This window comes from Stenotrophomonas sp. 86428_Sma (assembly GCF_056481585.1).
Genome location: NZ_CM151156.1, coordinates 1,552,692 through 1,573,445 on the forward strand (window position 1 = coordinate 1,552,692; position 20,754 = coordinate 1,573,445).

The window sequence follows — 20,754 nt, forward strand, 5'->3', positions numbered from 1 at the left end:
ATCACGGCGGCGCCGGCCGGCGCCTGGCCGGTCGTGCTGCTCATCGCAGCAAGGGCCTCTCGGCGTGCTCGATGAAGTCCAGCATGGCCTTCACGTCATCGCTGTCGCGCGCCTGTTCGGTCAGCTGCACCTTGGCTTCGGCCAGTGGCAGGCCCGCCACGTACAGCGTGCGGTAGGCACGCTTGATGGCGGAAATGCGCTCGGCGTCGAAGCCGCGGCGCTTCAGGCCTTCGCTGTTGATGCCGCGCGGGCGGCCCAACGAATCGGTGCCGACCATGGTGAACGGCGGAACATCGCCATTGGTCAGCGCGCCCATGCCGAGGAAGGCATGCGCGCCGATCCGGCAGAACTGGTGGGCCCCGGCGAAGCCGCTGATGATCACGTAGTCACCCACGGTCACGTGGCCGGCCAGGGTGGTGTTGTTGGAGAACACGCAGAAGTTGCCGACATGGCAGTCATGCGCCACGTGCGTGTAGGCCAGCATCCAGTTGTCGTCGCCGATGGTGGTGATGCCGCCGCCGCCGCCGGTGCCACGGTTCAGCGTGACGAACTCGCGGAACACATTGCGGTCGCCGATCACCAGCTCGGTGCGCTCCCCTGCATACTTCTTGTCCTGCGGTTCGCCACCGACGGCTGCGTGGCCGATGAAGCGGTTGTCGCGGCCGATCTTCGTCGGGCCGTGGATGCTGCAGTGGGGGCCGATCACCGTGCCGGCACCGATTTCCACATCGGCCCCGATCAGGGTGAACGCGCCCACCTGGACGTCATCGGCCAGGCGCGCGGCCGGGTCGATGACGGCGGTCGGGTGGATCCGCGGTGCGTTGTCAGTCATTCCTGCCTCCAGTGGATCAGCCCTTGGCGCCGGCGCACATGACTTCGGCCGAGGCAACGACTTCACCGTTGACCTTGGCTTCGCCGTAGTACCAGCCCATGTTGCGGATCAGGCGCTTCATCTGCACATCCAGCATCAGCACGTCGCCGGGAACGACCTGCTTGTTGAAGCGGGCGTTTTCCACCTTGACCATGTAGAACAGCTTGGACTGCGAGTCACGGCCGAGCGTGAGCTGGGTCATCACGCCACCGGCCTGCGCCAGCGCTTCGATGATCAGTACGCCGGGCATGATCGGGCGGCCCGGGAAGTGGCCCTGGAAGAACGGCTCGTTGATGCTGACGTTCTTCTGCGCAAGGATGCGCTTGGCGTCGATGTCGAGCTCAAGCACCCGGTCCACCAGCAGGAACGGGTAGCGGTGCGGGAGCAGTTCCTGGATCTGGCAGACGTCGATCGGAAGCTGCAGCGTGTCGTTCATTCTTTCTCCTTGCCAGCAGCCAGGACGCGGCGAGCCAATGCGTCCAGCTGCTTGAAGCGCGCGGCGTTCTTGCGCCACGTGCGGTTGTCGGTCAACGGGGTGCCGGACGAGTACTCGCCGGGCTCATGGATGGAATTGCGGACCACCGACTTGCCGGTGATCACGACCTTGTCGCAGATCTCGAGGTGGCCGACCACGCCAACGTGGCCGCCGAGCAGGCAGTAACGGCCGATCCTGGCGCTGCCGGCGATGCCGGTGCAGCCGGCGATGGCCGAGTGCGCACCGATCTGCACGTTGTGCGCGATCTGCACCAGGTTGTCCAGGCGCACGTCTTCGTCCAGCACGGTGTCTTCCAGCGCACCGCGGTCGACGCAGGTGTTGGCGCCGATCTCGCAGTCATCGCCGATGCGCACGCCGCCGAGCTGCGGCACCTTGATCCATTTGCCGGCGTCCATGGCCAGGCCGAAGCCATCGGCGCCGAGCACGGCACCGGGGTGCACACGAACCCGCTTGCCGAGCTTGACCCGGGTGACCAGGGTGACCCGCGCGATCAGCTCGCAGCCGTTGTCCAGGCTGCAGTCTTCGCCGATCACGCTGCCGGTGCCGATGATGCAGTTTTCGCCGACCACGCTGCGGGCGCCGACGGAGACGAACGGGCCGATATGCGCGCTGGCGGCGACCTGCGCGCTGGGATCGATGACGGCGCTGGGGTGGATGCCCGGCGGGCGCGTCGGCGCGATGTCGAACAGCGCGGCGATCTTGGCGAAGGTGGTGTACGGGTCCTTGGCCACGAGCGCGGCGCCGGGGGCGGCCTCGGCGTCGTCGGCACGCAGGACCACCAGCGAGGCCTGGCTGTCGGCCAGCTGGGCGCGGTAGCGCGGGTTGGCGAGGAAGGTCAGCTGGCCAGGACCGGCATGGGCGAGGGTGGCCACGCCATGGATGGCGGTGGCGGGGTCGCCATGGACCTGCAGGCCGAACTGCTCGGCGAGTTGCTGGGCGGTGTAGGTGGGAGTATTCACGGCGGGAGTTTAACGTGTGACGGCATTGCGGTCATGCGGGGCGGTCATGCAGCCAACGGCAGGGCCCCTCGCGGCCGGCAGAGCCAGTGTCATGGGCTGGGTCGGACGGGGCGGGGCTGCGGGGGGCGGCGCAAGTACGTCCATGTAGCCTTGGTCGCCGCATCCATGCGGCTCACACCCCCGCAGCCCCACCCCGTCCGACCTCCGAGGGCGTGGCGCGAGTGCCAGCCACGGAAAAACAGAAAAGATCAAAAGCAGAGCGGGCGCTTCCGGCATCCAGGCCAAACGAAAACGCCGGGCAGAGCCCGGCGCTTCGCATCCCGTCTGGTGGAGAGCCCCCCTTCTGTTAAGGGGGGCGCGCCAGCGGCGCGGGGGATAGGTGAAATGCGCGGGCAATTCACCGGAGGTGGATCAGTTCTGAGGAACGACGTTCCTCAGAACTGGCCACCGAACGTGAATTGCAGACGTTCGATCTTGTCATCGTCTTCCTTCTTCAGCGGGAAGGCGTAGCTGATCGAGATCGGGCCGACCGGGGCGCGCCACAGCAGGGCCACACCGGTGGACACGCGCAGTTCGTTGGCCTTGAAGTTCTTGGTGCCGTTGTAGACGTTACCGAAGTCGACGAAGGCGGACACGCGTGCCGACGGGCTGTCGAACAGGCGCGGGAAGTAGGCTTCGACCGAACCGACGGTCTTCAGCGAACCACCCAGCGGCTGGCCTTCCGGGTAGCCGTTGGTGACTTCGCGCGGGCCGAGGGTGTTGTCTTCGAAGCCGCGCACCGAGTTGGTACCGCCGGCGTAGAAGTTCTCGAAGAACGGCAGGCCGCTGGCGGTCACCGTACGGGTGGTGCCGTCCGGGTTGGTCAGCGTGCGGGTGTAGTCGTTGCCATAGGCATCGCCGTAGCCCACTTCGGCACGGGTGTTGATCACCAGCGACGGCATGATCGGCCAGTACTTGCTGATCTGGTAGTTCAGCTTGTAGTACTCGATGGTCGAACCCGGCAGCGTGGTTTCCAGGCCGATGCGCTGGTAGGTACCGCGGGTCGGCATGAAGTAGTCGTTGCGCGAGTCACGCGCCCAGCCCAGCTCGGTGCGCCAGGCATGGAACGTGCGCCTACCGACGGCGTTGATGTAGTCGATGATCGACTGCGGGGTCGAGCCCTGGTAGGTGGTGATCTGGTTGCTGTCGATGCCGAACATCAGCGAGACGGTATCGGTCTCGGTGATCGGCACGCCGAACACCACCTGCGCCGAACCATTGGTGCTGTTGTACTGCGCGGTGTTGAAGTCGGAGTAGTCCAGTTCGCGCCAGGACAGGTTGTAGCCCAGCGACACGCCGTCATCGGTGAAGTACGGGTTGGTGTAGCTGAAGCCGTAGCGCTGCAGGTAGCTGCTGCGCGAGGCTTCGACCGACACGCGGTTGCCGCCGCCGAGGAAGTTGTTCTGCGACAGCTGCACCGAGGTGGTCATGCCGTAGGACTGCGAGTAGCCCAGGCCGAACACGAAGCTGCCGGACGTGGTTTCCTTGACGTTGTAGACGACGTCGACCTGGTCGTTGCTGCCGCTCACGGCCGGGGTTTCAACGTCCACCGACTCGAAGTAGCCCAGGCGCTGCAGGCGGATCTTGGAGCGGTCGATCGCGGCCTGCGAGTACCAGCTGTTCTCGAACTGGCGCATTTCGCGACGCATCACTTCGTCGGACGTACGCGTGTTGCCACGGAACAGGATGCGACGCACCGACACGCGCGGGCCGGGCACGACCTGCATGTTGATCGCCACGGTCTGGTCGGGGCGGTTGGTGGTCGGGATCGGGTTCACCTTGGCGAACGCGTAGCCGATGTTGGACAGCGAGTTGGTGATGGTGTCCGAGCTGAATTCCAGCAGCGCACGCGAGAACGTGTCGCCGGACTTCTGGATCACCATGCGCTCGACGTCCTCCTGCGGAAGGATCGTGTCGCCGCTGACCTTGATCTCGGAGATCTTGTACTGCGCACCTTCGGTCACGCCGGCGGTGAGGAACATGTCGCGCTTGTCGGGGCTGATCGACACCTGGGTCGAATCAATGCTGAAGTCGACATAGCCGCGGTCGAGGTACCAGGAATTGAGCTTTTCCAGGTCGCCGGACAGCTTTTCCTTGGAGTACTGGTCGTCACGGCGGTACCACGATGCCCAGTTGTGCTCCTTGGACTCCCAGGTCTCCAGGATGTCCTTGCTCTCGAACTTCTCGGTGCCGACCAGGTTGACGTGACGGATCTTGGCCGCCTTGCCTTCCTTGATGGCGATCGCGATGTCCACGCGGTTGCGGTCCAGCGGGCTCACCGTCGGGGTGATCTCGACGTTGTACTTGCCGCGGTCGTTGTACTGGCGGCGCAGTTCCTGGGTCACGCGGTCCAGGCTCAGGCGATCGAAGGTGCCGCCCTCGGTCAGGCCGATGTCGGACAGGCCCTTGAGCAGCTGCTCGGACTTGATGTCCTTGTTGCCGGTCACGGTCAGCTTGTTGATCGCCGGGCGTTCCTTGACGGTCACCACCAGGATGCTGCCCTGGCGGTCCAGCTGCACGTCTTCGAAGAAGCCGGTCTTGTACAGGGCGCGGATGGTCTCGCCGACCTTGTTGTCGGTGACCGTCTCGCCACGCTCCACCGGCAGGTAGGTGAATACCGTGCCCGAGCTGATGCGCTGCAGGCCATCCACGCGGATGTCGCTGACAGTGAAGGGCTCGGCTGCCTGGGCCAGGGCGGGAGCGCCGGTGACGGCGGCGAGGGCGAGGGCCAGCAGGCGGCGATTGGGGAGTCGCGTCATGTCACGTCCGGTAGGAAGGTCGATTTCATTGGTGCGGGATGCCGACGCTGTAGACGGCAACAACGTGGAAAAGTTCATCGCGGGACCAGGCCGAGGATGTCGTTGTAGAACGCCAACCCCATCAGCCCGGCCAGCAACGCCAGGCCGATGTACTGGCCGGCGGCGATGGCACGCTCGCTCAGCGGGCTGCCCTTGACCAACTCGATAAGGTAATACAGCAGGTGGCCGCCGTCCAAGATCGGGATCGGCAACAGGTTGATGATGCACAGGCTGAGTGACAGCAGGGCAAGGAACTGCAGGAACCAGTCCAGGCCGCGTTTGGCCGAGATGTTGGCTACCCGGGCGATGGTGACGGGCCCGGAAACGTTCTGCAGCGAGGCTTTGCCGGTGACGATGCGGCCCATCATGCCCAGCGAATCGGCCGCCAGGCGGCCGGTTTCGCGCACGGCCACGGTGACCGCGTCGAGCGGGCCATAGCGCAGCAGGGTGTCGTAGGGAGGGCTGAACGAGGTCGGGAACTGCACGCCGATCTGCCAGATCGGCTCGCCCTTTGAATCCTTGCCCTGGCGCGGGGTGACTTCCAGCGCCAGGCGCTCGCCGCCCCGCAGGACCTCGATCATGCCCGGGCCGCCGGCGCGGCCCAGCGTCTGGATCTCGCCGATGACCTGGTCGGCGCCGTCGATGCGCTGGCCGTCGATCGCTACGATCAGATCGCCCGGCTGCAGCTGCCCGGCCACCACGGAGTCCGCGGTGAGCGACTCGACCAGCGCCGGTTGCAGCCACGACTGCCAGTACAGGCCAGCCAGGATCGGCACGCGCCGTTCATCGAAGCCGGGGGGCAGCTGCGACAGCGGCAGGCTGCGCACGCGCACCTGGTCGGCCGGGTCCAGCACTTCCAGCTTCACGTCGCGGCGGTCCATCGCGGCGGCGGTCAGCGCCATGCTGGCCTCGCCGAGGGTGACCACCGGGCGCTCGTCCACGCGCAGCACGCGGTCGCCGCTGGTCAGGCCGGCGCTGGCGGCGATGCCGCTGACACGGCCGATGGTCGGCGAATAATCCTGCTTGCCGATCACGAACATCGCCCACAGCAGCAGGATGCACAGCAGCAGGTTGGCGATCGGTCCGGCGGCGACGATGGCGATGCGCTGCCAGACGGTCTTGTGGTTGAAGGCCTGGCCGCGCTCGTGCGGGTGCACTTCGACCTCGCGCTCGTCCAGGAACTTCACATAGCCACCCAGCGGGATGGCGGCGATGGCGAACTCGGTGCCGTGCCTGTCCCGGCGCGACCACAGCGGCCGGCCGAAGCCGACCGAGAAGCGCAGGATCTTGACCCCGCACAGGCGCCCGACCCAGTAATGCCCGAACTCGTGGAACGTGACCAGCAGCCCGAGGCTGACAATCATCCACCAGACCGATCCGATGAAGTCAGTCATGCAGGCTCACAGTGGCGGGCAGGGGCGGCGTCGTCATGCTGGGCGAGGCGGTCGTTCAGGCGGCGTCGATGGCGTTCAGGGTCAGCTGGCGTGCCCGCTGGTCGGCGGACAACAGGACCTCCAGTGTATCGGCTGGCTGGGTCGGCAGTGTTGAAAGAGCGTTAGCAACCAGCTCCGGGATGGTCAGGAAACCGATCCGGCCCTGAAGAAACGCTGAAACCGCCTCTTCATTGGCAGCGTTCAGCACCGCCGGGGCGGTGCCGCCGGCCTGCATCGCCTGCCAGGCCAGGGCCAGGCAGGGGAAGGCGTCGGTGTCCGGGGCCTCGAAATCGAGCCGGCCCTGGGCCAGCAGATCCAGCCCGGATACGCCCGATTCGATGCGTTGTGGCCAGCCCAGGCCAACGGCCAGTGTGGTGCGCATGTCCGGCAGGCCCATCTGCGCCAGAGTCGAGCCGTCCACGAACTCGACCAGCGAGTGGACCAGGCTCTGCGGGTGCACCAGCACTTCGATGCGCTCACCGGGGATGCCGAACAGGTGGTGGGCCTCGATCACTTCCAGGCCCTTGTTCATCAACGTCGCCGAATCGACCGAGATCTTCGGCCCCATCGACCACTTCGGGTGGGCAACGGCCTGGGCCGGGGTGACCTGGGCCAGTTCGGCGCGGCTGCGGCCACGGAACGGGCCGCCGGAGGCAGTCAGCAGGATGCGGCGCACGCCGGCACCATCGACGCTGGCATCGCGCGAGCGCAGGCACTGGAAGATCGCGCTGTGTTCGCTGTCGATCGGGATGATCTCGGCGCCGGCGCGTTCAGCGGTGCGGGTCAGCAGCTCACCGGCCAGCACCAGCGATTCCTTGTTGGCCAGCAGGATGCGCTTGCCCGCGGCGGCGGCGGCCAGGGTGGAAGACAGCCCGGCCGCACCGACGATGGCGGCGACCACGGTGTCGCAGGCATCGCTGGCGGCCAGCTGGTCCAGCGCGGCATGGCCGGCATGCGCCTCGGTGGCCAGTCCAGCATCGCGCAGGCCATCGCGCAGCTCAGCGAACAGCGATTCGTCGGCGATCACCGCGTGCGCGGGCCGGTGCTGGCGGCACAGTGCCAGCAACGCCTGCACCTGACGACCGGCGGCCAGCACGGTGGCCTGGTAGCGCTGCGGGTGGCGGGCGATCACATCCAGCGTGGAGGCACCGATCGAGCCGGTGGCGCCGAATACGGCGACCCGGCGCAGGTCTGCGACAGCATTCATGGTCAGAACCCGAAGATTTCCTTGCCGAGTGCGAACACCGGCACTGCAGCCAGAACGCCGTCGACACGGTCGAGTACGCCACCATGGCCCGGAATCAGGTGGCCCGAGTCCTTGGCGCCCGCGTGGCGCTTGATCAGGCTTTCGAACAGATCACCCAGCACCGAGGCGAACACGGCCACCACCGAAGTGATCAGCAGGCCCGGCAGGTGTGCGGTATCGATGCCGGCCAGCCAGCCCAGGCCGACGGCCACGGCGACACCGGCCAGCAGGCCGCCGAACAGGCCTTCCCAGGTCTTGTTGGGGCTGATGCGCGGGGCCAGCTTGTGCTTGCCGAAGTGACGGCCGGCGAAATAGGCGCCCGAATCGGCCGCCCAGACCAGTGCCAGCGCAGCCAGCAGCCACAGGTGGCCCTGCTTGCCCGGCGGATCGCCGCCGGCATGGATCAGCACCAGCGCGGCCCAGGCCGGAACGATGGCCAGCGTACCGGCCAGCATCTTCACGATGCGCGAGGGTGCCGACGGTTGCGCGCCGAAATTGAAGAAGCGCAGCCAGACCAGCGCCGCCAGCCACCAGGCAACACCGGCCAATGTGGTGATCTGGAACAGCACCAGCGTGCTGCCATCGGCCCACACCAGCAGCACCATCAGCAGCAGGTTCAGTACCAGCAGCACGGTGCGCGCCAGGGTGTCTTCGATGCCGGCCAGCTTCAGCCACTCCCACAGGCCGATCAGCAGCACCGCAGCGGCCGCCGCTGCCAGCCATTGGGTCGGCAGCAGCAGGATCGCGGCAATGGCGACCGGCGCCATGATCAGCGCGGCAAGGACTCGGGTCTTGGTCATGGGCTGGAAGTCTCGGTGGCCAGTGCGGCGATCTGGGCGCTGGTCAGGCCGAAACGACGCTCACGGCTGCCGTAGGCGTCCAGCGCCTGCTGCAGCAGGGCGGGATCAAAGTCTGGCCACAGTGCCTCGGTGAACCACAGCTCGGTGTACGCCAGCTGCCACAGCAGGAAGTTGCTGATGCGGGTGTCGCCACCGGTGCGGATGAACAGGTCCGGTGGCGGCAGGTCGGCCAGGGCGACCTGGCTGCCCAGCAGCGATTCGTCGATCTGTTCGGGCAGCAGGCGGCCGGCGGCGACTTCAGCGGCCAGCGCGCGCGCGGCACGGGCGATGTCCTGGCGGCCACCGTAGCTGGCGGCGATCGACAGGGTCAGGGTGATGTTGTCTGCGGTGCGCTGCTCGGCCAGCTGCATGCGGCTGACCAGCCCGGCACCGAAGCGTTCGCGCTCGCCGATGAAGCGCACGCGCACGCCACGCCGATGCAGCTCGTCCACTTCGCGGTCGAGCGCGCCGAGGAACAGCTTCATCAACGCATCGACTTCTTCCTGCGGCCGGCCCCAGTTCTCGCTGGAAAACGCGAACAGGGTCAGCGCCGGAATGCCCAGCTCAAGGCAGCGCTCGATGGTGCGGTTGACCGCACGCGCGCCGGCGCGGTGGCCGATCACGCGCGGACGACGGCGCTGCTGTGCCCAGCGCCCATTGCCATCCATGATGATGGCAATGTGGCGGGGCAGGGCGGCCGGCAACGGAGGCGGGACTGAAGGCATCGACTTCAGACCGACAGCAGTTCTTTTTCCTTGTCGGCAACGACCTTGTCGACGTCCTTGATGTTGGTGTCGGTCAACTTCTGGATGTCGTCCTCACCGCGCTTCTTCTCGTCTTCGCTGATCGCCTTGTCCTTGACCAGCTTGGCGATTTCCTTGTTCGCGTCCTGACGGATGTTGCGGATCGCGATCTTGGCGCCTTCGCCTTCCTTCTGCACCTGCTTGGCCAGCTCCTTGCGGCGCTCTTCGGTCGGCGGCGGCATGTTGATGCGGATCGCGGTGCCCAGGGTGTTCGGGGTGAACTCGGCGTTGTAGAGACCCTTTTCGATCTCCTTGATCATGCTCTTGTCGAACGGCGTGACCAGCAGCGAGTGGGCGTCGGCGTTGGAGATCGATGCGACCTGGTTCAGCGGGGTGCTGGCGTTGCCATAGGCGCTGACCGTGACGCGGTCCAGCAGGGCCGGGGTGGCGCGGCCGGTGCGGATCGAGGTGAGGGTGTGCTTCAGAGCGTCGATGCTCTTGGCCATGCGCGTCTGCGCGTTGTTCTTGATGTCGTTGAGCATCGCCCGGTCCTGGGTGTAACTGGAATCGGGCGATTATAGGCGAATACGGGACGCTGCCGGGCCAGAATCGACCCGGAGCTCGCCTGGCGCTCAGGCTCAGGCCGGGTCGCGGCCCTGGACCAGGGTGCCGATGTTCGCGCCGCTGAGGATCTTCAGCAGCTCGCCCGGCTGGCCCATGTCGAACACGCGCATCGGCAGGTCGCTGTCGCGGGCCAGTGCGAAGGCCGCGGTATCCATCACTTCCAGGCCGCGGCGGATCACTTCGTCGTAGCTCAGGCTGTCGAAACGGACCGCGTCGCTGTGCTTGTTCGGGTCCTTGTCGTACACGCCATCGACCTTGGTGGCCTTCAGCAGCAGGTCGGCACCGATCTCGATCGCACGCAGCGCGGCGCCGGAGTCGGTGGTGAAGAACGGGCTGCCGACGCCGGCGGCGAAAATCACCAGGCGGCCCTTTTCCAGGTGGCGGATGGCGCGGCGGCGGATGTAGTCCTCGCACACGTCGTTGATCTTGATCGCGCTCATCACGCGGGCCTTGGCGCCCAGCTTTTCCAGAGCGTCCTGCATGGCCAGGGCATTGATGACCGTGGCCAGCATGCCCATCTGGTCGCCGGTGACCCGGTCCATGCCGCCAGCGGCCAGGCCGGCGCCGCGGAAGATGTTGCCGCCGCCGATCACCAGCGCCACTTCGGCACCGGCCTGCTGGGCTTCGATGACCTCACGGGCCAGGCGATTGATGATCTTCGGGTCGATGCCGTAGTCCTCATCTCCCATCAGCGCCTCCCCGGACAGTTTCAGAAGGATGCGGCGATAGGCGAGCTTGGACATGGGGACCTCGGGTGCGTGGAAATCGCGGGCGATTCTACGCGCATGCCGCGTTGGGCCAAAGTGTTTTGTGCACTGCGGCGCGAAATCCTGCCGTCCGCCCCGCTCACGCGGGGCGTCCCGTTCAGCCCAGCTCGGCGCCGGCGGTGGCTGAAAGCTCGTCGTGGCCGAGGGCGCCGGGGGAGCGGGCGATCACCCGGTTGCGGCCCAGGTTCTTCGAGCGGTACAGCACATCGTCGGCTGCGCGCAGCAGGTCCTGCACGTCGGCAAAGCGTTCGTAGCCGCCCTGGGTGGCCACGCCGGCGGAGAAGGTGACGAACAGCGGGCCTCCCTCCAGCTCGGCCATCGGCGTGGCGACGATGTTGGCCAGCACACGCCGGATCACGTCCAGCGCCACCGATTCACTGGTGTTGGGCAGCAGCGCGACGAATTCCTCGCCACCGAAGCGGGCCACGGTGTCGCTGTTGCGCAGCTGGCCCTGCAGCTTGCCGGCAAAGGCGCGCAGCACCTCGTCGCCGGTCAGGTGGCCGTGGGCATCATTGATTTTCTTGAAGTCGTCCAGGTCGATGAAGGCCACCGACAGCGGCCAGCCCTGGCGCCCGGCGCGCAGGAACTCCTGTTCCAGCACCGCCTCCAGCTGGCGGCGGTTGAGCACGCCGGTCAGGGCGTCGCGGTGGGCCTGGTCGGCCAGGCGCTTGGCCCGCGCCTCGAATTCGTCGGCGCGGCGGCGTGCCTGATCGGCATCCTGCAGCTCGCGCAGGTTGCGCAGGGTGGCCAGTTCCTGCGCGTGGTCGATCAGCTCCCGGACCCGCGAGGGCGAGTTCAGGCCGGCCTCGAACAGGCTGGCGATATCCGGAAGGGCATCGCTGATGCGGGTCAGCACCTGATCGAAACGGGCGCTGTCGAGCTCCAGCCGGTCATGCACCTGGTGCAGAGCGCGTTCGCGGGCGGCATCGGCGTCTTCGTCCAGCCAGATGTCGGCAACAGCGCCGGACAGCTGCACGCAGGCCTGGAACGGCGAATCGGCAGCGTCGTCGTCCTCGCTGTGGCTGATGCTTTCCACCAGGTAGCGCGGCAGGCCCCACTGTTCGGCCACCCAGGCGCCGACATCGGCGTGGCTGCAGCCCAGTTCCTCGCGCTCGCGTGCGACCAGATCGGTATTGTCACGGGCTTCGCGCAGCAGTGGCAGGTAGCGCTCCGATTCGGCCTGGGCCAGGCACAGCACGCCCAGGTCCTGCAGCAGCCCGGCCAGCATCAGTTCCTCCAGCCGGCGCAGGCCGCGTGCCTGGCCCAGCTGGCTGGCGGCCAGGGCGCTGAGAATGCTGCGCTTCCACGCGCGCTGGCGCAGGTCGTGGTCGGCACCGCCGCCAGCGGTCAGGCCCTGGGTGACGGTGAAGCCGAGGGCGAGGCTGATCGTGGCATTCAGGCCGAGCATGGTCAGCGCCTGGCCGAGGTTCTCGATGCGGCGGCGGCTGGCGTACAGCGGCGAATTGGCGATGCGCAGCATGCGAGCGCTCAGCGCCATGTCGATGGCGATGATGTCGGCGGCGGTGGCGATGTCCGCTTCCGGGTCCTGGGCCAGCTCGATGATGCGCAGGGCAATACCGGGTGGCGAGGGCAGGTTGCGGCAGAGCGCCAGGGCAGCTGTCAGCTCGGGAGGCATGTCGGGTCGTTCAATTCCATTGGGACAAGAATACCTAGGAATGCATCACAGTCCGCGATTTTCGTTCCTGCTATGTGACTGTGGATTCCCTGCGCCGAGTATCGGCTTGATTCGCGCGCAACGCAAAGGTGCCGGTTGTGCGCACCAACGGTGCACACCCGCCGATGGGGCATGGGTTCATCCCTTGGCCCATACATAAAAAAAGAGCCGCGGTTTCCCGCGGCTCCTTCTGGTCGCTTCACAGCCGGAAGGCTGGAATCAGACCTGCATCGCCTTGGCAACTTCAGCGGCGTAGTCTTCCACCACCTTCTCGATGCCTTCGCCGACGATCAGCAGCTTGAAGCCAGCCACGTCGGCGCCAGCGGCCTTGACCACCTGCTCGACGGTGGTGTCGCCCAGCACGTAGGTCTGGCCGTACAGGGTCACGTCGCTGACGATCTTGTTGATCTTGCCGCTGATGATCTTTTCCAGGATCTCGGCCGGCTTGGCCTTGTCCTTTTCGGACATCTTGGCCAGCTCGATTTCCTTTTCCTTCTCGACGAACTCGGCCGGGACGTCCGCAGCCTTGTTGTGCGGCGGCTTCAGGGCTGCCACGTGCATGGCCAGGCCACGGGCCAGCTCGACGTCGCCGCCGACCAGGTCGACCAGCACGCCAACCTTGCCGTTGGTGTGGACGTAGGCGCCGATGGTGTTGTTGCCATCAACCTTCACCATGCGACGGATCTGGATGTTTTCACCCAGGGTCTGCACGGCGGTGGCGCGGGCTTCTTCAACGGTGCGGCCATCGGCCAGCTTGGCAGCCTTCACGGCTTCGACGTCGTTGGCGCCCGATGCCAGGGCGGCAGCGGCGACGGCATTGACGAAGGACTTGAAGTTGTCATCGTTGGCGACGAAGTCGGTTTCCGAGTTGACTTCGACCAGCACGGCCTTGCCGCCATCCTGGGCCAGGCCCAGACGGCCTTCGGCGGCCACGCGGTCAGCCTTCTTGTCGGCCTTGGCAGCGCCGGACTTGCGCATGGCTTCAGCAGCAGCGTTGATGTCGCCGTTGGCTTCGGTGAGAGCCTTCTTGCATTCCATCATGCCGGCGCCGGTGCGCTCGCGCAGTTCCTTGACCAGGGAAGCAGTGATTTCCACGGGATTACCTCACGAAAGAAAGGGGTTGGGCCGGCATGGTGGCCGGCCCGTGTGACACGGTCCTGTCACGCGCCAAAGGCTGCGCGCAGGGAGGGTGGACGCCGGGCGTCCACCCCGGGGCCTGGATCAGGCCTGGGCGTCGTCGCCCTTCTTGGCAGCCTTCTTGGCCGGGGCGCGGCGGGCCGGCTTCTCTTCGCCTTCAGCAGCGGCTTCGGCGAACTCTTCCTCACGCACCGAAGCAGCGTGCGGCGCAGCAGCCTTGCCTTCCAGCACGGCGTCGGCAGCGGCGCGGGCGTACAGCTGCACAGCGCGGATGGCGTCGTCGTTGCCCGGGATGGCGTAGTCCACCAGTTCCGGGTTGTAGTTGGTGTCGACCACGGCGATGACCGGGATGCCCAGCTTCTTGGCTTCCTTGATCGCGATGTCTTCGTGGCCGATGTCGATCACGAAGATGGCGTCCGGCAGACGGTTCATGTCCTTGATGCCGCCCAGCGAGGCTTCCAGCTTGTCGCGCTCGCGACGCAGGCCCAGCACTTCGTGCTTGACCAGCTTCTCGAAGGTGCCGTCGGTTTCACCGGCTTCCAGTTCCTTCAGGCGGGCAACCGACTGCTTGACGGTACGGAAGTTGGTCAGGGTGCCGCCCAGCCAACGCTGGTTCATGAACGGCATGCCACAACGCTCGGCTTCTTCCTTGATGGTTTCGCGGGCGCTGCGCTTGGTGCCCAGGAACAGGACGGTGCCGCGCTTCTGGGCAACCGACGAGATGAAGTTCATCGCATCGTTGAACAGCGGGACGGTCTTTTCCAGGTTGATGATGTGGATCTTGCCGCGGGCGCCGAAGATGTACGGAGCCATCTTCGGGTTCCAGTAGCGGGTCTGGTGGCCGAAGTGGACGCCGGCTTCCAGCATCTGACGCATGGTGACCTGGGGCATTGCAATACTCCTGATATGGAACCGGCGATTCCGCCCGCGGGATAGGTATGCGGGACGCGTGGAAGCGCGGATGGTTCCGGGGTTGGGCTTCCCTGTTGCCTCCGTGGCCGAACTCCTTGCGGAGCACCCCGGCACGGATGGGGGCAGCAGGTGTGGATTCACCGGTGACGTCCGGTGTGGACGGTCTCCCGCGCACGCAGGCGGCAGGAATCCGGTCGATTATAGCCCGCTGGGAGCGCTCGCTGCAATTGCCGGGTACGGCGCGGTCAGATCGACCACGCGGCCGTCCTGCAGCCGGGCCTGGAAATGGCCACCGGCATAGCCGTCGGCATGGACGGGGAGGGCCCAGCGGCGTTCCCGGCCCGCCAGCAGGTAGCCGGCCAGTCCCGGCAGCAGCAGGGTGCGGCGTCCATCGCCGGCGACAAACGCAAGATCGTGCAGGCGGGCGTGAACGGAACCTGCGTTGCGCAGTCGCAGAAGAGGCTGCGACGTGCCGGGCTCGATCCCGGCATGCAGGTCCGGCCGCGCCAGGGGCGTCGCATGCCCCCGGAACAAGGGCAGCGAGTAGCGAGGCAGGCCCTGTCCGCTGGGGCTCAGGATCACCCGGTAGGCCTGCTCGACGGCAACGGGCGACGTCTCCCGAGGCAGCAGCCAGATGCGTTGACGGGTGCCGGGCGGGAGGTCGAGCCGGGCGGGGCTGGCCAGGATCTGGTCGCTGGGCCGCAGCTTTTCCGCATCGACCTGCTGTTCCCAGGCCAGGATCCGAACCTCGCCCTGCCAGCGGCCGGGCCCGGGGTTGTACAGCCACAGCTCGCCGTGCCCCCCTTCGGCGGGCAGCTGCAGGGTGGTGGGCACCAGGTCCAGCGCCGCAGCGGGCAGTGCCAGCAGCAGTGCCAGCAGGCTCAGCAGGATGCGCATCAGTAGATGAGGGTCACGGCAGGCGCCGCGTCGTCGCTGTCGGCCGGCGGCGCGAGGTCGCGGATCTGTTGCGGAAGCTCGGGCGCGTCGCTGCGCCGGTGCGGTGCCGAGCATCGGGTGTTGCCGGCATCACTGCTGCAGCCCTCGACCACAGTCAGCCGGATCTGCAGGGAGGTGCTGCCGGGATCGGCCCACGCGGGCGTACTGGCGACCAGCATCGCCCCGATCAGAAGTGCGCGAACCACCTGCCATCCACCGTACTGTAGGACCCGTTGCGCGGTATCGGCCGGATCGGCCGAATCTGTAGGGTCGACTGCCAGTCGACTGGTCCTGCCGCAGGAGTGATGTGCGCATCCACGCATGGCGTGGATCTACCGAAACCCATCCCGGTGGATGCCGACGATTCCAAACCCACGCCGGTGGGTGCCGACCATTCCAAACCCACCCCGGTGGGTGCCGACCATTCCAATCCATCCCGGTGGATGCCGACCGTTGGTCGGCACACAGGTCAGTAAGTGATCGTCACCTGCACCAGATCGTTGTAGGTACCGGCCGGGGGCTGGCCGGTGACCGGCGGCACCCGGCCATGGATGGTCAGCTGCTGCGCGCTGCCACTTCCGGTGCCGCCAACGGTATCGACGTTGAGGGTATTGCCCCAGCGCAGGCTGCGCGCGGCGTCGCGGTACAGCTCATAGGGGAGGTAGTAGGTGCCGCTGCCAATGGTGGTGGCCATGCGCCGGGTGGTGGAGGCGGCGGGGTTGTTCTGGCCGTTGTTGAGGCTGATCTGGTAGGCGGTGTTCTTCAGGCAGGTCAGCGTGAGCGTGGCGGTCCGGTCGATGTTGGCGGGAATGCTGCCGGTGACGTTGCCGAAGTCCATGTTGGTGGTGACGTAGCTGCCGCATTGCGGCAGCACGTTGGCAGTGGCAGTGAAGCTGAAGGCCGCACTGGCGCTGTTGGTGCCGGTTGCGCCGCCGTTGCAGGCGGCCGGCACGGTGGCGTTGCCGAGCAGGACTTCATTCCAGGCCCAGGTGAGCACCACGTTGGCGCCACTGAAGGTGCTGCTGTAAGCACCCGAAGCGAGGATCTGGTTGGCGGGGATCTGCGCGAACAGCTGCACGGACTGCGCACCGCTGCCGCCGGTCAGCAGCGGCACGTTGTAGCTCATGGTCAGTTCCTGCGCCGGCGGCGTGCCGCGTGGCACCAGGCCGGTGACCTGGCCGTAGCTGGCGTTGTTGTAGAGCTGGAAATTCATGGTGTCGCTGGTGGAAGTGGACATCGTGCGGAAGGTGGAGCTGCTGCCGCCGCCACTGCCTGCGCCGACACCCACGCAGACGCGGACGCCGGTGGTGGCCAGCAGGCTCAGTGCGGCGGTGGTGCAGGTCACCGTGATGTTCAGCGTCGCCGCCGTAGGGCCGGGAGCGTTGCTGTTGATGTTGCCGAACGGCAGGGTCGGGTTCGCGGTTGCCGTGCAGACCGCTGTCGCCTGGGCCGGTAGTGCCGCGAGCAGGCCGGCGAACAGCAGCATGCCGAGCAGCAGCACTCTCATGGCGCCACCTCCGGGATGCACGGCAGCGGTGCCGGCTTCGGCCGGGCGCCGGACGCCACTACCTTGGGCGGCTCGGGTACCTTCACCCGGCACTGGCCGCGGCTGGTGGTGATGTACAGCACGCTGCCGGCAGCGACGTCTTCCAGATACAGCAGGCCGTCATAGCCCACCGTGGCCTGGCGTCCGCCGGGCAACTGCACTTCGCTGCCCACTTCCAGCGGCTGCCCGTCCATGCTCTGCAGCGTCAGGCTCAGAGAGGGCCGCGAGCGCAACTGGAATGTCACGTGGGTCCCAGCGCGCTGGCGCGGCGTCACCCAGTCCTCGATGCGGTCGGCACGCATGTCCTCGGGCAGGTCCAGGGTGTCGATCGAGACCCGGTTGCGCTGCCAGGACAGCAGCGGGCTGACCAGCAACAGGCCACGATCATCGGTGACGCCGATCAGGCGGTTCTCCAGCCGCACCGGCACGCCACCGACACCATTGGTGCTGATCACCGCGAATGCATCGGAGACCTCGCGGGTGGCAAACGCGTGCCCGCCCATCCAGACCAGGCTGCCACTGGCGCTGCCGTAGGCATAGTTGAGCCCGCCCTGGCGCGAGGCCCCGAAGGAGTAGCGGCCGACGTCATTGAGGATGCCGACTTCGGCCAGGCCGCCACTGCCGTCCTCGCCGTGGCGCACCTGCGCGCGCCAACCGATGCCGCCTGCACTGCCATCGCCGGGCACCGGCTGGGTGACGTCGGCCACCCACGTCTGGCTGTCGCCATTGCGCTGGCTGGACAGGCTGGCCTGGCGGTTGTTGCCCAGGCTGGCGGTTACCGACAGATAGATGCTGCGGTCATCACTCTGGTCCAGGTTCTGGTTCACCGAGAGGTAGGCTGACCAGCGCTGGCTCCAGGTCCGCGACCAGAACAGGCTGGCGTAGCGGTTGTCTTCGCCATCGGGGTAGCGCAGGCGCAGGTAGCTGGCGCTGAGCGTGCCCAGCCGCAGCAGGTCGGCGCCGACCGTGGCCTGTTCGCTGATGCTCGGCGGCAGGTTGCCCTGCAGTGCGCCCAGGTCGCGGTAGTCGCCGTGGCTGCGCACGCTGCGCAGGTTGACGTTGAGGCGGCGGTTGTTCCAGCTGTAACCCAGCGCCCACTGGCCGCCCTGCAGGCCCTGGTAGCTGCTGTGCGCATAGGCGGCGTTGAACACGCCGGCGCCACCCAGCAGCCACCAGCCGCCGATGCCGGCCTGGGCCAGGCCACCACCGCCTTCGGCATGAGCCTCGCCGGTGAACGTGTCACTGATGCCACCGCGCCAGCTGGCACTGGCCACGGTGCGGTCGTCGTAGCCGAAGGAGCGTTGGCCGAAGCCCTCACGCAGGTGGCCGATGCCGGCGGACCAGTCCGACAGGCCCTTGGCCAGCAGCTGCTGGGTGCCATAAAAGCTGAAATCCAGGGTCTGCATGCGGCCGAACGCATCGGTCACCACCACCTGTGCGCTGCCGGTGCCGCTGATCCCCGGCTGTGCGGCCAGCTGGAACGGGCCGACCGGGACCTGGCCGCTGTACTGGCGCAGGCCATCGACGTACAGCTCGACCGTGGACGGCACCACCGCCTGGCCGAGGAAACTGGGCGTGGGGGTCAGCACGCGATAGGGCTGCAGGCCGTAGTTGCGACCGATCTGCAGGCCACCCAGGCGCACCGGACGGGTCCAGTCGACGAAGCCGCTGTAGAAATCGCCGACCTCCAGCGTCATCGCCTGGTCGGGGAAATCCAGGCTCCAGCGCGTATCCAGGCGCACGCTCTCACCACGCCAGCGACGGTCGCCAGGCTGCTGGTAGCGCCTGCTGACCGCGGTGTTTTCGAAGGTGCCGTTGCCGACGCCGAACAGGCGCAGTTCGGAGCTCAGGCTGAGGTTGCCCAGCGTATCCACCCGGCTGCCATACACGTCGTAGTTGAGCAGCAGTCCGGGTGAGGCACTGCCTGCGGGCGCGCGTGTCTGCGGGCGGCTGAGCACGGTGGTTGGCAGGGTCAGCTGGTCCAGTGGCACGTCCAGCGCCAGGGTCTGCAGGCGTGCGTCATAGCGCACCACCGCGCCGCTGATCTGGTCCAGGTACACCGGTGCATCGCCGTGGGCGTTGAAGCCGAGCTGGCGCAGTACGTCGGGGCTGGCCTGCAGGCGGCCACGGTTCTCGATGAAAGGCAGCAGTCCGCGTGGGGTGCTGTTGAGCGAAACGTCGAGGTACAGCGTCTGGTTGGCGGTCAACCGTGTGGGCGGTGGCAGCATCGCATCGGCGGAGATGCCTGATACATCGGCGGTGGCGGTAGCCGCTGCACCGGACACATCGGCGGCTTGGGTCGCCGCAGGAGCCAGGGCAGCAAGCAGCGCGCCCATCAACGCCTCAGCGAGCCGATGGGGGCGACAGCGGCGTCTGTTCCGACTCGCCATTGAGCTTGGCCGTGATCTGGTCGTTGTCGCGGTCGATCGCCGTGCGCTCGATCGGCCAGCGCATCACCTGCCCGGGCAGCACGTAACCCAGCAGTCCGGGATGCACGATGCGTGGGCGCGTGGGGCTGCCCAGCGCAAGATCGGCGATCTGCGCATAGCTGTTGCCTGCGTTGGCCACCTCGACGCCGTTGCGGCCATCGGGCAACTGCACCAGGCGGGCCTGCAGCTGCGGCGCAAGCTTGCCGGCGGCGGGCTGCACGAACACCGGTATCGAATAGCGCAGCACGAACTGCATGCCGTCGGCGCGGGTGGCCAGGTCGGGCACCTCGTCGACAATCAGCCTGTAGTACTGCTGTGCCGGCGGTGGCGTCCTGTCCGGACGCATCACCCGGACCAGCTGCTGCTGCCCGGCAGCCAGTTCCTGCATCGGCGGGGTGACCACCAGTTCATCGGTGGGCAACAGTTGCTCCTGGCCGTCCTGCTGCACCCAGCGGAACACCCGAACCTGCAGCTTCACCGGCGAGGTGCCACTGTTGGTCAGCCAAAGCTCGCCGGCACGCTGGCGCGCTTCCAGCTGCAGGCTGGTCGGGGCGACCTGCAGGCTGGTGGCTTCGACCGGGGCGGCGAATACCAGGCTCAGGACGAGCAGCGCCACGCCGGTGGCGCGCCACGGGCGGGGTCCGGCCATGCGGGCGTGCTCCATCAATAGGTGATCGTGGCGGTAACCGTATCCAGGTAGTTGCCGGTCGCCGGGTTGTTGGTGCTCAGGTTCAGGATCTGGCCGTAGACGATGTAGGGCACGGCCAGGCCGGTGCCGATGCCAGCCTGGGTGTTGGTGCCGGAGGTGGCACCCCAGACCAGGGTGTGCGCGGCGTCCTGGTAGAGCTGGTAGCCGACGTAGTTGTTGGCGGTCACCGCGGCGTTGGTGTTCTTCATCCGGCGAGTGGTGACGTCATTCGCGGTGCTGGCATTGGCACCCGCATTCAGTGAAATCGTGTACGGGGTCAGTGCCGAGCACTGGGCGGTCACCGTGCCCTGACCCAAGGTGGGGGTCGCGGTGGTCGAGGCCGCCGTGCCGAAGTCAACGTTGGTGGCGGCAGCAGCCGTGATCGTGCAGGCCTTGGTCACCACCAGGGTGACATTGAAGGTGGTGGTGTCTGCGGCCAGGGCCGGGCCGGACAGCAGGACCCCGGCCAAGGCCCAGGCAAGCGGGGAACGAAGCGCGGATCGCATGGACAACCTCCCTGACCCGAAGGTCCGTTGAACAAGGCGAAGGCGGCACGTTCGGCACCGCTTCGGCGACGGTGACCCCAGCTTAGGAGGCGTAAGTGTCTGTATTCCGT

General features: G+C 67.1%; 19 protein-coding genes. All 19 read right to left on the reverse strand.

Annotated features, from left to right (window positions below; genetic code table 11):
• Positions 1–40: 40 nt before the first annotated feature.
• Entirely contained in the window at positions 41–832 is a 792-nt protein-coding gene (gene lpxA, locus ACZK3J_RS07060) for an acyl-ACP--UDP-N-acetylglucosamine O-acyltransferase (RefSeq protein WP_032128327.1), read from the reverse strand.
• A 16-nt stretch (positions 833–848) separates the two neighbouring features.
• Entirely contained in the window at positions 849–1,307 is a 459-nt protein-coding gene (gene fabZ / locus ACZK3J_RS07065) for a 3-hydroxyacyl-ACP dehydratase FabZ (protein ID WP_032128326.1), read from the reverse strand.
• Positions 1,304–2,326 carry a UDP-3-O-(3-hydroxymyristoyl)glucosamine N-acyltransferase gene (gene lpxD / locus ACZK3J_RS07070; protein ID WP_049455670.1) on the reverse strand — a complete coding sequence of 341 codons (1,023 nt, stop codon included), beginning with the start codon at positions 2,324–2,326 and terminating at the stop codon, positions 1,304–1,306. The genes fabZ and lpxD overlap by 4 nt, the downstream gene beginning before the upstream one ends.
• Positions 2,327–2,760: 434 nt before the next feature.
• Positions 2,761–5,124: an outer membrane protein assembly factor BamA gene (gene bamA, locus ACZK3J_RS07075; protein ID WP_134951416.1), complete on the reverse strand. Its 2,364-nt coding sequence runs from the start codon at positions 5,122–5,124 to the stop codon at positions 2,761–2,763.
• Positions 5,125–5,198: 74 nt separating this feature from the next.
• Positions 5,199–6,557: an RIP metalloprotease RseP gene (gene rseP, locus ACZK3J_RS07080; protein WP_032127946.1), complete on the reverse strand. Its 1,359-nt coding sequence runs from the start codon at positions 6,555–6,557 to the stop codon at positions 5,199–5,201.
• Positions 6,558–6,612: 55 nt separating this feature from the next.
• Complete coding sequence (locus ACZK3J_RS07085) at positions 6,613–7,803, reverse strand: 1-deoxy-D-xylulose-5-phosphate reductoisomerase (RefSeq protein ID WP_049399539.1); 1,191 nt, start codon at positions 7,801–7,803, stop codon at positions 6,613–6,615.
• 2 nt (positions 7,804–7,805) lie between these two features.
• Entirely contained in the window at positions 7,806–8,642 is an 837-nt protein-coding gene (locus ACZK3J_RS07090) for a phosphatidate cytidylyltransferase (protein ID WP_010486331.1), read from the reverse strand.
• The gene (gene uppS, locus ACZK3J_RS07095; protein ID WP_478476672.1) at positions 8,639–9,406 is read right to left on the reverse strand and encodes a polyprenyl diphosphate synthase; all 768 of its coding nucleotides are present in this window, start codon (positions 9,404–9,406) and stop codon (positions 8,639–8,641) included. The genes ACZK3J_RS07090 and uppS overlap by 4 nt, the downstream gene beginning before the upstream one ends.
• A 5-nt stretch (positions 9,407–9,411) precedes the next feature.
• Positions 9,412–9,966, reverse strand: coding sequence for a ribosome recycling factor (frr, locus tag ACZK3J_RS07100; RefSeq protein WP_032127942.1), 555 nt, complete (start codon positions 9,964–9,966; stop codon positions 9,412–9,414).
• A gap of 96 nt (positions 9,967–10,062) precedes the next feature.
• Complete coding sequence (gene pyrH / locus ACZK3J_RS07105; RefSeq protein ID WP_032127941.1) at positions 10,063–10,791, reverse strand: UMP kinase; 729 nt, start codon at positions 10,789–10,791, stop codon at positions 10,063–10,065.
• Positions 10,792–10,912: 121 nt separating this feature from the next.
• Positions 10,913–12,451, reverse strand: coding sequence for a GGDEF domain-containing protein (locus ACZK3J_RS07110; protein WP_049463627.1), 1,539 nt, complete (start codon positions 12,449–12,451; stop codon positions 10,913–10,915).
• A gap of 258 nt (positions 12,452–12,709) precedes the next feature.
• A complete protein-coding gene (gene tsf, locus ACZK3J_RS07115; RefSeq protein ID WP_032127939.1) occupies positions 12,710–13,585 on the reverse strand; it encodes a translation elongation factor Ts in 876 nt (291 codons plus the stop codon).
• Between the two features lie 126 nt (positions 13,586–13,711).
• A complete protein-coding gene (gene rpsB, locus ACZK3J_RS07120; RefSeq protein ID WP_005408748.1) occupies positions 13,712–14,518 on the reverse strand; it encodes a 30S ribosomal protein S2 in 807 nt (268 codons plus the stop codon).
• 219 nt (positions 14,519–14,737) lie between these two features.
• Complete coding sequence (locus ACZK3J_RS07125) at positions 14,738–15,436, reverse strand: fimbrial biogenesis chaperone (protein WP_197655699.1); 699 nt, start codon at positions 15,434–15,436, stop codon at positions 14,738–14,740.
• On the reverse strand, positions 15,436–15,654 hold the full coding sequence (locus ACZK3J_RS07130; protein ID WP_049463630.1) for a hypothetical protein: 219 nt from the start codon (positions 15,652–15,654) through the stop codon (positions 15,436–15,438). The genes ACZK3J_RS07125 and ACZK3J_RS07130 overlap by 1 nt, the downstream gene beginning before the upstream one ends.
• 290 nt (positions 15,655–15,944) lie before the next feature.
• Positions 15,945–16,982, reverse strand: coding sequence for a Csu type fimbrial protein (locus tag ACZK3J_RS07135; protein ID WP_121503843.1), 1,038 nt, complete (start codon positions 16,980–16,982; stop codon positions 15,945–15,947).
• Entirely contained in the window at positions 16,979–19,357 is a 2,379-nt protein-coding gene (locus tag ACZK3J_RS07140) for a fimbria/pilus outer membrane usher protein (protein ID WP_478476674.1), read from the reverse strand. Before ACZK3J_RS07140 ends, ACZK3J_RS07135 begins: the two co-directional genes overlap by 4 nt.
• A gap of 7 nt (positions 19,358–19,364) precedes the next feature.
• Entirely contained in the window at positions 19,365–20,114 is a 750-nt protein-coding gene (locus ACZK3J_RS07145; protein ID WP_049399527.1) for a fimbrial biogenesis chaperone, read from the reverse strand.
• The gene (locus ACZK3J_RS07150; RefSeq protein ID WP_032127934.1) at positions 20,114–20,644 is read right to left on the reverse strand and encodes a Csu type fimbrial protein; all 531 of its coding nucleotides are present in this window, start codon (positions 20,642–20,644) and stop codon (positions 20,114–20,116) included. Before ACZK3J_RS07150 ends, ACZK3J_RS07145 begins: the two co-directional genes overlap by 1 nt.
• Positions 20,645–20,754 lie beyond the last annotated feature (110 nt).